General features: G+C 60.5%; 13 protein-coding genes. 8 read left to right on the top strand and 5 right to left on the bottom strand.

The genetic code is table 11. The annotated features are described in order from the left end of the window. Positions 1-171: 171 nt before the first annotated feature. From PVA19_RS14340 to PVA19_RS14330, 3 genes are read right to left on the bottom strand one after another with little or no spacing between them, the layout of a single operon-like run. Positions 172-306: a hypothetical protein gene (locus PVA19_RS14340; protein WP_274103031.1), complete on the bottom strand. Its 135-nt coding sequence runs from the start codon at positions 304-306 to the stop codon at positions 172-174. Continuing rightward, positions 303-533 carry a hypothetical protein gene (locus PVA19_RS14335; RefSeq protein ID WP_274103030.1) on the bottom strand — a complete coding sequence of 77 codons (231 nt, stop codon included), beginning with the start codon at positions 531-533 and terminating at the stop codon, positions 303-305. The genes PVA19_RS14340 and PVA19_RS14335 overlap by 4 nt, the downstream gene beginning before the upstream one ends. Next, the gene (locus PVA19_RS14330; RefSeq protein WP_112358602.1) at positions 526-705 is read right to left on the bottom strand and encodes a hypothetical protein; all 180 of its coding nucleotides are present in this window, start codon (positions 703-705) and stop codon (positions 526-528) included. Before PVA19_RS14330 ends, PVA19_RS14335 begins: the two co-directional genes overlap by 8 nt. A 419-nt stretch (positions 706-1124) precedes the next feature. Here PVA19_RS14330 and PVA19_RS14325 point away from each other — a divergent pair, with 419 nt between their 5' ends. From PVA19_RS14325 to PVA19_RS14310, 4 genes are all read left to right on the top strand, one after another. Beyond that, complete coding sequence (locus PVA19_RS14325) at positions 1125-1724, top strand: XRE family transcriptional regulator (protein WP_062427854.1); 600 nt, start codon at positions 1125-1127, stop codon at positions 1722-1724. A 227-nt stretch (positions 1725-1951) separates the two neighbouring features. After that, complete coding sequence (locus tag PVA19_RS14320) at positions 1952-2320, top strand: hypothetical protein (protein WP_274103029.1); 369 nt, start codon at positions 1952-1954, stop codon at positions 2318-2320. Positions 2321-2332: 12 nt separating this feature from the next. Continuing rightward, entirely contained in the window at positions 2333-2545 is a 213-nt protein-coding gene (locus PVA19_RS14315; RefSeq protein ID WP_274103028.1) for a hypothetical protein, read from the top strand. 26 nt (positions 2546-2571) lie between these two features. Next, positions 2572-3240 (top strand): outer membrane protein, encoded by a 669-nt coding sequence (locus PVA19_RS14310; protein WP_062439540.1) that lies wholly within the window; start codon positions 2572-2574, stop codon positions 3238-3240. 314 nt (positions 3241-3554) lie between these two features. Here the strand turns inward: PVA19_RS14310 and PVA19_RS14305 are convergent, their stop codons facing one another. After that, positions 3555-3938, bottom strand: coding sequence for an acyl-CoA thioesterase (locus PVA19_RS14305; protein WP_062427977.1), 384 nt, complete (start codon positions 3936-3938; stop codon positions 3555-3557). Positions 3939-4218: 280 nt separating this feature from the next. Here PVA19_RS14305 and PVA19_RS14300 point away from each other — a divergent pair, with 280 nt between their 5' ends. Further along, positions 4219-4425: a hypothetical protein gene (locus tag PVA19_RS14300; protein ID WP_274103027.1), complete on the top strand. Its 207-nt coding sequence runs from the start codon at positions 4219-4221 to the stop codon at positions 4423-4425. Here PVA19_RS14300 and PVA19_RS14295 read toward each other — a convergent pair. After that, a complete protein-coding gene (locus PVA19_RS14295) occupies positions 4403-6148 on the bottom strand; it encodes an ABC transporter ATP-binding protein/permease (RefSeq protein ID WP_274103025.1) in 1746 nt (581 codons plus the stop codon). The two genes, PVA19_RS14300 and PVA19_RS14295, sit on opposite strands and share 23 nt — an antisense overlap. A 290-nt stretch (positions 6149-6438) precedes the next feature. Between PVA19_RS14295 and PVA19_RS14290 the strand changes: the two genes are divergently transcribed. Genes PVA19_RS14290 through PVA19_RS14280 form a run of 3 tightly spaced genes read left to right on the top strand, consistent with a single transcriptional unit; the run spans position 6439 to position 13093 of the window. Beyond that, on the top strand, positions 6439-9789 hold the full coding sequence (locus PVA19_RS14290; protein WP_274103024.1) for a transglutaminase family protein: 3351 nt from the start codon (positions 6439-6441) through the stop codon (positions 9787-9789). A gap of 1 nt (position 9790) precedes the next feature. Further along, entirely contained in the window at positions 9791-12211 is a 2421-nt protein-coding gene (locus PVA19_RS14285; protein ID WP_443111644.1) for a circularly permuted type 2 ATP-grasp protein, read from the top strand. 3 nt (positions 12212-12214) lie between these two features. Next, the gene (locus tag PVA19_RS14280) at positions 12215-13093 is read left to right on the top strand and encodes a transglutaminase family protein (protein WP_113227501.1); all 879 of its coding nucleotides are present in this window, start codon (positions 12215-12217) and stop codon (positions 13091-13093) included. Positions 13094-13102: the final 9 nt, after the last annotated feature.

Below are 13102 nucleotides of genomic sequence, written 5' to 3'. Positions count from 1 at the left end.
TCTTCTCGAGACGGCAAAGGCTTCAAGGATTGGAGGGTTGGGCTGACGGCCCGGGAGGACAAGCCGTCAGCCCGTTTTTGATCGCCAGGGAGGAGACGCGATCAAAACCTTCGATCCAGCGGCAGAGCCGCCGAGATCTCGAACTCAGTCATGGGGCAAACACTGCAGCCATCAGGCCGCCAGTCGCTCGCCATTGATGCGGTTGACCTCGCAAAGAAGCTCGGCCTCGAAAGCCTCGAAATCGAAGCTTGCATCCTCATCATCATTCGTCGCCACGGCCTGCATGTTGCTGTTGCATTGGGTCATAGCCGCGCGGCCTCCTCGATGGTCAGCAACCCGCAAACCGGGCGGGCAAAGGTCACGGTGATCTTGACCAGCGTATTCCAATCCGGCCCGCGCTCGATCAGGTCGTGCAGCTCGTCCAGTTCCTCGATCGCGTGTTCGACATCGACGATACCGGCCTGGCTTCGATATTCGGCAACCGCCTTCCAGCGCGCCACGCCGAAGCCGGGTCTGTCCAGAACATCAGTCATCATTCTTTCCTTCCCGGATTTCGACCGGCGTCACCGTTCCGCACCTGTCGCAGAACCGCTCGATCTGGTGTTCGATAGAAAGCGGGCGCCGGCATTCGCGGCAGCCGATATAGCGTGTCTGAAACGCAGCGCGGCGCGCCTGCGCGGATGCTTCGATACGGACAGAACTCATGCGCGCCGATCCTCCATAAAGGTCAAAGCCCGCCTTCGCCCCGCCCCGATGCCGGGAGCGGCCAGCGCGGCGAAGGACGCATCGGTCCTCCGCTTCGCTGCCTGCCGCTCACCAAAGACATCGGGGCGCAGGTCCAGACGAGGGACAAACCCACCCCTCGCCATTCGCAAGACAGGCACCGTCTCAACCGCGACCGCCCCTCTGGCGCAGACCTCTCGGGCCGCCACCCTTGACCGGCAAACGAACGGCCTGAAGCCGCTCCCTGCCGAGCCGGGTCCGACCCGGAAGCCATCGGCCTCAGCGCCCGGTGCGATGTGATGACGAAATCTGTTCATACAAGGAAACTAGTAAAAATCGGGACATCCGTCAACTAGTTTCCTTGTGTGCGTTTCCACAAGTGTTCTGGTAGAAACTAAGCCATGGGAATTATTGGCGAAAATCTGAAATCGATCAGGAAGATCAAAAATCTTTCGCAGGCGAAAGTTGCGGAACTGTCGGGTGTGAGCCAGCAGCTCATCTCGCAACTCGAGACCGGCTTGACTGAAAAGACCACCGAACTTCCCGCCCTTGCCCAAGCGCTCGGCGTCAGCGTCCATGAACTCGACCCATCCTACACGCCGGATGCCGAAGGCGTTCCCACCCTGATCGTGCCCTATCTCGCCTGGGTCAGCGCCGGCGCCATGATCCGTGATGACATCGCCGACGAAGCCCTTGGCCTCATCCGCGTGGCGGATTTACCGGCCTCGGGAGACTGGATTGCCTTGAAAGTCAGCGGTGATTCCATGGACAGGATTTCTCCGCCCGACTCCATCATCTTCGTCGATCGCAACGATCGCAACCTCGTTCCCAATGGCTGCTACGTCATCTCGGACGTGGAAGGCAACGCCACCTATAAGCGCTACCGCTCCGGCCCCATGCGCTTCGAGCCCGTCTCCACCAATCCGCAGCACGAACCGATCTTCCCCGACAACGACCCCATCATCGTCGGCCGCGTCCGCCGCTCGATCATCAACATGTAAGCCTGCTGGCAAGCGTCACCTCGCCTCCCATCATCACAGCAACAATCTATTTGACCAGTCAGCCATCGAAAAACTGATTCTCTCTTTGTTCCCCTTGTTACTAGTTTTCTTGTTGACATAATTACTAGTATAATAGTAGGAACGGATCTGTGCCCGAACAGATGAACGCCGCTTCACGCGGAGTAACCCGGCATTTGAGAAGACAGCGACGATGAGGATCATCTTCTATGACCACGCCTGGCTACATCATCGGAAAAGACGAAATGCTACTGATTGCCACCCGCTGGCGCGATGGCGATACGGTTCTTCTGGAAATGCCGGTGCGCCTCTATAAGGCGGAGGAGATCCAGGCCCTGATCGATGAGACCACCTCGCAAAACTGCACGGTGATCAGCGTCGATCTCTACGACGTCACCGCCAAAAAGGGCATGTCCATCGCTGATGATTTCGATATCCGCCCTTTTGCTGAGCGCGAGGAAGACCGAAAGGAAAAGGACGCGCGCGACGAGATGGCCGAGCAACGCCGGCTGCGACACGGCACTGGTCTCTACAACACGCTAAACCATACCCAGCAGGGCATCCAGTCGCGAGCGTGAAGTCCATGGGCCATGAAGGGCCAGACGCCCGGTATCGCCGGGACGCTTTCCCTTTTTAAATCGACGCATCGTGTCTTTGCGAAAATCGAGCCCGATTTTCGCGCCGGTGCTGTAGCCCTGAAAAGAGCCGAGTGGCACGCCACCGCGCTCCAAGCTGCAGGCCGCAAGATGTTTCTGTTGTTGCTGCGGAGTTACAGCATTTTGCCGCCAATAGGCTATCGATAGCGCCATTGAACCTTAGAGTGCTTCCGATGAAAACCACTGTCTTTGCCGCCGCCGCTTTTATTCTTGCCGCAACGTCCGCAATTGCCGCGGACGCCGTCTCGGACGTTCCCGCAGCACCGGTCGCGATCGACAACTCTTCCTTCTCCTGGAGCGGCTTTAACGCGGGTATTCAGGTTGGATATGGCTGGAACAAGAACGATATTCTGGGCATCGCCCCGGTCGGCACGGTGAATGCCAATTTCGACGACGGCCTGATCGGCGGTTTTGCCGGCTATAATTATCAGTTCTCCAACAACTGGGTCGCAGGCGTCGAAGGCGATTTCGAAGGCAACCTGGGCGGCGGCAAGCTCACGGTTCTCGCACCGGATTTCTACGAATACGGCTTCGATTGGCAGGGCTCGGTCCGCGCCAAGGTCGGCTACGCGGTTGATCGCGCCTTGGTCTACGGCACGGCCGGCTGGGCCATCGGCCGTGGCTATCTGACGGTGCCAGGTGCCGGTACCCAGAAAGAAAACTTCTACGGCTTCACCGTCGGCGCCGGCGTCGATTACGCCTTCACCGACATGATCTTCGGCCGCGTCGAATATCGCTACACCAATTTCGGCGATCAGAATTTCGACTACGATGCCGGCCCGCTGCTCAACTCCGATATCGACCAGCACGGTGTCCGCCTCGGCCTCGGCGTAAAGTTCTAAACCAATCGGTTATCCGGTGACGTGGGCCGGGTAGCGGGTGCTCCAGTAGAACCGCAGCATACCACGAGACGCGAGACGGATGTGGCTCATCCATGGGCCGGGCTGAAGTGCGCCGTCTCTGCCCCACCCACTGCCGTCTTCCTCGGGCTTGACCCGAGGATCCACAACCTCAAGGGCTTAACAGGCAATCAGCGCAGGCCACCACGCGCAACGAACTCTGAAAGACGTGGATTCTCGGCTCAAGGCCGAGAATGACGGAAGAGAGGTGAGTGCCGCTCATCAAGCCAATCAGCCCACCCGCACCACCAAACCCCTCACCCCTTCACCGGCCGCGGGTTGCCCGCATCGTCCACCGCCACCATGATGAACACGGCCTCCGTCACCTTGTCGCGGGAATGTTGCGAATAGTGGCGCGTCCAGGCTTCGATCTTCAGCGTGATCGAAGTGCGCCCCACCTTCTCGATGCGGGTGTAGACGCACAGCGTGTCGCCGATCTTCACCGGCTTCTTGAAGACGATCTCGTTGACGGCAACGGTGACCGTGCGGCCGCCCGCCACGTCATTGGCGCGCACGAAGGCGGCAAGGTCCATCTGCGACATCACCCAGCCGCCAAAAATATCACCAGCGGGATTGGCGTCAGCCGGCATGGCCAGCGTGCGAAGGGTCAGTTCCATATCGGAGGGTGGTTGGTTGTCCATCAGCATACCTCTTGATCGCGCACCTCCCGGTGTCGCGATAGCCTATTCACCATTGATTGGAAAAGAGCGATTTCGTCTTGGCTGGTCTTCATTTCCAGCATGTCGCTTGAAATGAGAAAGCTGATTCTTGAATCAACAACAAGTCGCATCAAACACAGTCAAAAAACCACAATACAACAAATTACCAAGCTTCGGTAATGCTTCGTTAACTATAACGGCTCAGTCTCTTAATTTATTAGGTTAATTTCATATACTTCCAGATGCAGGGCGAGGCTCGAAAATGGCATATGACTGGAGTGGGAATGACATCAAACAGAGGCATTACGACCGCCTGATCGTGGTCGCTCTGCTGGCCATCGTCTCGATTGCGGTGACGGCGCCCTTTATGCTTCGTTTCGAAACACAGACGACAAAAGGAGAGCGGCTCGAAATCCGCTCGCCAGTGGTCATGGAAGACACGCACTCTATCCAGCTTGCGCGGTCGTAACCAGATCGAGATGCAGAACACGTGGTGACAGGACCTGCATCACCGCATCCGAGCGGCCGATATAGACCACGGCGGTGTCCTTCATTCCGCTCAGCACCTCCACCAGCCGGTCGATCGTGTGCTTCTCCAGACCTTCCAGCAGATCGTCGATGAACAGCCAGCGCGGCTTTAACAGAAGCGCGTTGGCCACCCGAATACAGGCCTGCTCGTCGGAATCGAACTTCTGGTCCCAGCGAATATTGTCGTTCATCCGCGGAATGATGTGGCCAAGGCCGCAGGCTTCCATGGCGGCCAGAAATTCTTCTTCCGTGAACTTCTGCGGCGCACGCGGATAGGAGAGAATTTCGCGCAATGGCGCCGCCGGCATGTAGCCGTGCTGAGCAATGAACAGCGTCTCGTCGCGCGGCGGCATGGTGATCTTGCCGCGCCCCCAGGGCCAGAGCCCGGCAATCGCCGCAAAGAACAGCCGTCGGTTCACGCCCTGGTCTCCGTCGATCACCACACGGTCGCCAATGGCGATCTCGACAGGAGCTTCGCGCAGCCTGAAGCTGCGCACCATCTCCTTGCCTCCCGCTTCAGGACTGATTTCGACGGATGAAAACCGCACGACATCGGTCGCGGAACGTTCGAGGTCGATGGCGTTTTCGTGCCTCTCGACGCTGTCCATCTGGATCAGCGCATTGCGGAAGATCGACACGCGTTGCAGCGTCGCCTTCCAGCTGGCGATCGGGCCGAAATTGTCGATGTACCAGCGCAGCGCCACATTCACCTGGTTGAAGGCGCCCACCGCCATCATCAGCCCGCCAAACGTCAGGTTGCCGGAGAAGTAGACGGGCGCGGCAATCAGGATCGGCGCGACGATGGCAAGCCAGCCATAACCGGCAGACACCCATGTCAGATGCGTCAGCCCCATGGCGAGCCCGCGAATGACGACCAGCACCGCATCGATATCCTGGCGAATGCGGTGACGCTCGTTCTTCTCGCCGCGCGAGAGCGTGATGGCCGTCAGATTTTCGCTCGCCCGCATCAAAGAGAAGCGCAGCTCCGCCTCTTTGGAATAGCGCTCGGCATTCAGCGGCACCAGCCGGTACCCGACAATGTTGGAAAGCAGCGAGGCCGATCCCGCATAAAGAAGTGCCGCCCAGACCATATAGCCCGGGATCGCCACCATCTTGCCGCCGATCTCGATGGCAAAGCCCGCAGAAAGGCCCCAGAGCACGCCAATGAAGCTGACGAGAATAATGGTGGCGTTGACGAGGCCAATGGCAAGTGCGGTGCTGCTTTCGGCAAGGTTGCGCACATCTTCATGCAGGCGCTGGTCGGGGTTGATGGAAATGGTGCCGAAGCTTGCAAGCTTGGCGGCGCGGCCGGGCTTCAGCCACTGCTCCACCATGTCTTTCGCCAGCCCCTCGCGCATGTTCAGCGCGGTCATCTGGTTCAGCCATGTCTGGAAGACGTTGAGAAGCAGCAGGCACCCGGCAATGATGGTGAAGACTTCCAGCTGGTGAATGAAGGCGTTGAGGTCGCGCCGCTCCAGCGAATTGTAGAAGGGCGCGTTCCATTCGTTCAGCCTCACCTGCCCATAGGCGGTCACGAGAATGATGGTCAGCAGACCGCAGGCCAGAAGGATCAGCCGGGATCGCACCGGAGATGTCCAGAAGGCACTGCCCATCATCCGCATCTGCGCTCTGAAATTGAGATCGAATCGCGCGTAGGCAGCCATCTCCTCAGGAGAATTTCCTTGCGTTTTCAATTCATTACCACTTTCTCAAATCACAGAATCGCGCTGACTGACAAAGACCAAGTCTGTGCCCTAGCGATGACAGCAATATCACTAAGCTGGTACTTGTCTACACGACCTCAAGAACACCCCTGACGCGCCCTTTGAAATACCGCGGCGACGAATGCACGACGGGACCGAAATGTTCCTTGCATTATGCGCGTGCATTGCACAAAGTCAGGGCAATAGAGGGGGCGGAACAATCCGCAAATGCCGGAAATATAAGGTAATACATGTCGATCAAGGCGAGCATCTATCATCTGACGCATTATAAATATGACCGGCCAGTCCGCCTCGGACCCCAGATCATAAGGTTGAAACCGGCGCCGCATTCACGCACCAAGGTCATCAGCCATTCGCTGAAGGTCACGCCCTCCAATCATTTCGTCAATCTGCAGCAGGACCCTTACGGCAACTTCCAGGCCCGCTTCGTCTTTCCCGATCCGGTCACCGAGTTCAAGATCGAGGTCGATCTCGTCGCGGATATGACGGTCTATAACCCCTTCGATTTCTTCGTCGAAGAAAGCGCCACCAAATGGCCCTTCGACTATCCGGAAACGCTGAAGGACGATCTGTCGATCTACCGCAAGACGGAAGAGACCGGTCCGCTCTTCGATGCTCTGATGGCCACAATCGACAAGACCCCCGGCCAGACAACGGTCGATATGATCGTCGGCATCAATGCAAAACTTCAGCAGGCCATCGGTTACGTCATCCGCATGGAGCCCGGCGTGCAGACCCCGGAAGAAACGCTTCTGTCGGGCAAGGGCTCCTGCCGCGATACCAGCTGGCTTCTGGTGCAGGTGCTGCGTCGCCTCGGGCTGGCCGCCCGCTTCGTCTCCGGCTATCTCATTCAGCTCGCGCCGGATCTGAAGGCGCTCGATGGACCGTCCGGCACGGAAGTGGATTTCACCGATCTGCATGCCTGGGCAGAGGTCTATCTGCCGGGTGCCGGCTGGGTCGGTTTTGATCCGACATCGGGGCTTCTGACCGGCGAAAGCCATATTCCCTTGTCGGCCACTCCGCATTATCGCAACGCAGCGCCCATTTCCGGCGGCTATTTCGGCGAGGCCAATACCGAATTCGCCTTCGACATGAGGGTCACGCGCGTTGCCGAACATCCGCGCATCACCAAGCCCTTTTCGGATGAAAGCTGGGAAGAGCTGAATGCGCTTGGCGAAACCGTCGATCGCGCGCTCATCGCACAGGATGTGCGCCTGACCATGGGCGGCGAGCCGACCTTCGTCTCCATCGACGATTTCGAATCCGAGGAATGGAACACTGGCGCCGTCGGCCCGACCAAGCGGCAAAAGGCGGATATCCTCATCCGCAAACTGCGCGAGCGCTTTGCCCCCAACGGCTTCCTGCATTATGGCCAGGGCAAGTGGTATCCGGGCGAAACCCTGCCACGCTGGACCTTCTCGCTTTATTGGCGCAAGGACGGCAAGTCCGTCTGGCGCAATCCCGATCTCGTCGCTCAGGAAGGTCAGGATACCGGCGTCACCTCCACCGATGCCGAACGTCTGCTCACCTCGATTGCCGGCCACCTCGGCATCGAGCCTGATCTGGTACTGCCCGCCTATGAAGACACGGCGGAATGGCTGATCAAGGAAGCCAACCTTCCCGACAATGTCGATCCCTCCAACTCCAAGCTCAAGGACCCGGAAGAGCGCAGCCGCTTGGCGCGCGTCTTCGAGCGCGGCCTGACGGAGCCGACCGGCTATATTCTGCCCGTGCAGGCGTGGAATGCGCAAAGCTCCGGCCACAAGCGCTGGGTCAGCGAGCGGTGGAAGACGCGGCGCGGCAAGATCTTCCTGGTGCCGGGCGATAGCGCCGTCGGCTACCGCCTGCCGCTTGGAACCCTGCCCTACGTTCCGCCGTCCGCCTTCCCCTACATTCACGAGGCCGATCCCTCGATTCCCCGCGGTCCTCTGCCGGATGCCTTGCCGCCTTCGGCGCATGCCCCATCGCCTTCGACACGCAGCATGCCAGAAGCGTCCTTCCAGGCGGGCGATGCCCCAAACCTCGGCCGCAACGAGCAGGTCATCAGCGATATCGCCGGAACGGTCCGCACCGCACTATCCGTCGAAGCGCGCGATGGCCGGCTCTGCGTCTTCATGCCGCCGGTCGAACGCATTGAGGATTATCTCGACCTCATCGCATCCGCCGAGGCTGCCGCCACCGATCTCGGCCTGCCCGTCCATATCGAGGGCTACGCGCCCCCACATGACGAGCGCATGAACGTTATTCGCGTCGCACCCGATCCCGGCGTCATCGAGGTCAACATCCATCCGGCCGCAAGCTGGAAGGAGTGCGTCGATATCACAACCGCGATTTATGAAGACGCGCGCCAGTCGCGGCTTGGCGCCGACAAGTTCATGATCGACGGTCGCCACACCGGCACCGGCGGCGGCAACCATGTGGTCGTCGGTGGCGCAAACCCCAATGACAGCCCGTTCCTGCGCCGCCCCGATCTGTTGAAGAGCCTCGTGCTGCACTGGCAGCGCCACCCCTCGCTCTCCTACCTTTTCTCCGGCCTCTTTATCGGCCCCACCAGCCAAGCGCCGCGCATCGATGAAGCGCGCCATGACAGCATGTACGAGCTGGAAATCGCCATGGCCCAGGTGCCGGCGCCCGGCGAAGGCGTGCCCCCCCTGCCGTGGCTGGTCGACCGTCTGTTCCGCAATCTGCTCGTTGATGTCACCGGCAACACCCACCGCTCGGAAATCTGCATCGACAAGCTGTTTTCGCCCGATGGCCCGACGGGCCGTCTTGGCCTTGTGGAATTCCGTGGTTTTGAAATGCCGCCGAATGCCCGCATGTCGCTTGCCCAGCAGTTGCTGGTGCGTGCGCTGATCGCCCGCTTCTGGAAGAACCCGATCGGCGGAAAGTTCGTCCGCTGGGGTACAGCGCTTGCTGACCGCTTCATGCTGCCGCACTACATCTGGGCGGATTTCCTCGACGTTCTCGCCGATCTGAGAGAGAACGGTTTCGACCTGAAGCCGGAGTGGTTCGTCGCCCAGCTCGAATTCCGCTTCCCCTTCTTCGGCGAGGTGGAATATGAGGGCTCGAAGCTGGAGCTGCGCCAGGCGCTGGAACCCTGGCATGTCATGGGCGAACAGGGGGCCATCGGCGGCACGGTGCGCTATGTGGATTCCTCCGTCGAGCGCCTTCAGGTACGCCTCGAAACCACCAATCCGGCCCGCTACACCGTGTCCTGCAATGGCCGCGCCGTGCCCTTGAAGCCAACGGGCGAATCCGGCGTTTCGGTCGCAGGCGTGCGCTTCAAGGCGTGGCAGCCGGCAGCCGGCCTGCACCCGGTGCTGCCGGTCAACTCGCCCTTAACATTCGATATTTATGATACATGGTCGAACCGTTCGATCGGTGGCTGCATCTATCATGTTGCCCATCCGGGCGGGCGCAACTATGACACCTTTCCGGTCAATGGAAACGAGGCGGAAGCGCGTCGCCTGGCGCGTTTCGAGCCTTGGGGCCACACGGCCGGTCAATATACCGTCTGGCCGGAAGCGGTGTCGCCGGAGTTTCCGCTGACACTCGATCTGCGACGCCCGCAAGGAGTATAAGGTGGCGAAGGCACCTGCAACGGAACGCAAGACCGGAGAAACCGGCATGGGATCCATGCTGGGCTATCGCGCGTTGCCGGGCGTTGCCGATGAAATGCTGGATATAGACGGGCGTATCCGCCCCGTCTGGCAGCCTTTCGTCAATGCCCTTTCGCGCATGGACGAGCGTGAACTGCACGACCGCTTCTCGCGTACCGACCGCTATCTGCGCGATGCCGGCGTCTTCTATCGTGACTATAGCGCTCAAGGCGTCGGCGGTGGCGGCAGCGAACGCAACTGGCCGATCTCGCATGTCCCGGTTCTGATCGATGATGCCGAATGGCAGGTCGTCACCAGAGGCCTCGTCCAGCGGGCAAATCTGCTCGAAGCCGTGGTCGCCGATATCTATGGCGAGAACACGCTGGTGCAGCAGGGTTACGTGCCGCCAGCCCTCATTGCCTCCAATCCGGAATTTCTGCGCCCCATGGTGGGGGTAAAACCCGCCAACGGCCATTACCTGCACTTCTGCTCCTTCGAGATCGGCCGTGGGCCCGACGGCAACTGGTGGGTTCTGGCCGATCGCGCCCAGGCACCCTCCGGCGCGGGCTTCGCGCTCGAAAACCGTGTGGCCACCACCCGCGCCTTTTCCGATATCTATGCGGAGGCGCATGTCCATCGCCTCGCCTCCTTCTTCGGCGCGTTTCGCGATACGCTGCAATCGCACCGCCAGCATATGGATGAGCGTATCGCGGTCCTGACCCCAGGTCCGGCCAGCGAAACCTATTTCGAGCATGCCTATATCGCTCGCTATCTCGGCTTCATGCTCCTGGAAGGCGAAGACCTGACGGTCGTCAACAACCGCGTCATGGTCCGCACCGTCGCAGGCCTCAAGCCCGTCGGCGTGTTGTGGCGGCGTCTCGATGCGTCCTATGCCGATCCGCTGGAGCTCGACCAGAACTCCCATATCGGCACGCCCGGCATGGTGCAGGCGCTGCGCGCCGGCTCGCTCAACATGGTCAATGCGCTCGGCAGCGGCATCTTGGAAACCCGCGCGCTGCTTGCCTTCATGCCCGCCATCTGTCGCCATATCCTGGGCGAAGATCTCGCCATGCCGTCGATTGCCACATGGTGGTGCGGCCAGCCGACGGAGCGCCAGCAGGTGGCCAGCAATATCGAGCGCATGGTCATCGGCCCCGCTTACTCGCGCCTGCCCTTCTTCGACGATAACGGGCAGTCGGTGCTGGGTTCGAGCCTGCGCGAGACCGCCAAGGATTCGATCAGCGACTGGCTGGCAACCGACGGCCACAAGCTCGTCGGCCAGGAAGTCGTCACGCTGTCCACCACGCCTGCCTTCGTCGATGGCAAGCTCGTGCCACGGCCCATGAGCCTTCGCGTCTTCGTTGCCCGCACCCAGGATGGCTGGCAGGTGATGCCGGGTGGCTTTGCCCGTATCGGCCGCAGCAATGATGTCGCGGCCATTGCCATGCAGGCCGGAGGCCGCGCGGCGGATGTCTGGATCGTCAGCGACAAGCCGGTGGAGCGCACCACGCTTCTGCCTCCGGAAGAGAACTTCATCCGCAACATACCCGGCAGCCTGCCGAGCCGTGCGGCCGATAATCTCTTCTGGCTCGGCCGCTATATCGAACGCTCCGAAGGCGCGCTGCGCATCCTGCGCGCCTGGCATGCACGCTATGCCGAATCCGCCGATCCGAAGCAGCCGCTGCTTGCCCATGTCACCGACTATCTGGAAACCGTCGATATCGACGTGGAGGAGCCCGTCCCCTCCAGCCTGATCGCCAATATCAACAGCGCCATCTATTCCGCCAGCAACATCCGCGACCGCTTCTCGCCGGATGGCTGGCTGGCACTCAACGATCTGGCGAAGACCGCGCGCCGCTTTCACAGCAAGATCCATGCGGGCGACGACGCCACCCATGCCATGACCATTCTGTTGCGCAAGGTCGCGGGCTTTGCCGGTCTGGTGCATGAAAACATGTATCGCTTCACCGGCTGGCGCTTCCTGGCGATCGGGCGCTATCTCGAACGTGGCCTGCACATGACACGGCTGCTTGCGCATATGGGCGGGCCGGAAGCACCCGACGGCTCCTATGACATGCTGCTCGAAATCGGCGACAGCGTCATGACCCATCGCCGCCGCTACAATGTGAATACCGCAGCGCTGACGGTGATGGATCTCCTGGCGCTCGACCCGCTCAACCCGCGCTCGATCCTCTTCCAGCTGAACGAGATCCATGCCGAGGTCGAGCAATTGCCCAACGCCTCCATCAACGGCCAGATGTCGCCCTTCTGCCGAGAGGCGATGCGCATTCAGTCCACGCTTGCGGTCATGACGTCGGAAAATCTCTCCGGCGATGTCTTCCGCCAGCTGGAGAAGGATCTCGAACGGCTTTCCGATATTCTCGCGCAAACCTATCTCGGATAGTCGATGCTCTACGATCTCTCGCTGCATATGGGTTATGTCTACGACACGCTGGCCTCCGGCGCGCGCCACATCATCCGTGTCACGCCGCTTTCCATTCAAGGCAGGCAAAGGCTGGTCGCCTCTGCTCTCACCGTCTCGCCGACGCCCGAAGAGCGTACCGTCTTCGACGACTTCTTCCACCAGAGCGCCACCTCGATCTATCTGCGCGCCTCCCACGACAAGCTCGACATCCGCATGCAGGCCCGCGTCTCGGTGGAGAGCCCGTCGCTGACGGCAGATCTCTCGCCACCGCTCGACAGGCTGCAGGCGGAGCTTTCCAGCATCAACTCGCTGGATGCGGACGCCCCCCACCATCTGGCAGGCGCCAGCCCCCGCATCGGCGAAGATGCGGCGATTGCGTCTTACGCGCGTGAAACGGCCAAGCCTGGCATGACGGTGCGCGAAATTGCCTTTGCGCTATGCAAGCGCATCTACAAGGACTTCAAATATGATGGCGAGGCCACCACGGTGGACACGACACCGGGCCAGGCCTTCAAGCTGAAGCGTGGCGTCTGCCAGGATTTCTCCCACATCATGATTGCAGCACTGCGCAGCCTCGGCATTCCCGCCGGCTATGTCAGCGGTTTCCTGCGCACCCTTCCGCCACCTGGCAAGGAGCGGCTCGAAGGCGCAGACGCCATGCATGCCTGGGTGCGCGTCTGGTGCGGCGAAGCGGACGGCTATATCGAACTGGACCCGACCAACGATATCCTTGCCGGCAGCGATCATATCGTCGTCGGCTATGGCCGTGATTATGCCGATGTGGCACCCGTCATCGGCGTATTGAAAAGCTACGGCAACCAGAAGATTACACAAGCGGTCGATGTCGTCCCGGTCAGTTGATCATCACCC

Origin of the sequence: Agrobacterium sp. CNPSo 3708 (assembly GCF_028674915.1) — a bacterium.
GTDB lineage: Bacteria > Pseudomonadota > Alphaproteobacteria > Rhizobiales > Rhizobiaceae > Agrobacterium > Agrobacterium cavarae.
The sequence above is the reverse complement of the archived record's forward strand: the minus strand, read 5'-3'. Positions and strand labels throughout refer to the sequence as shown.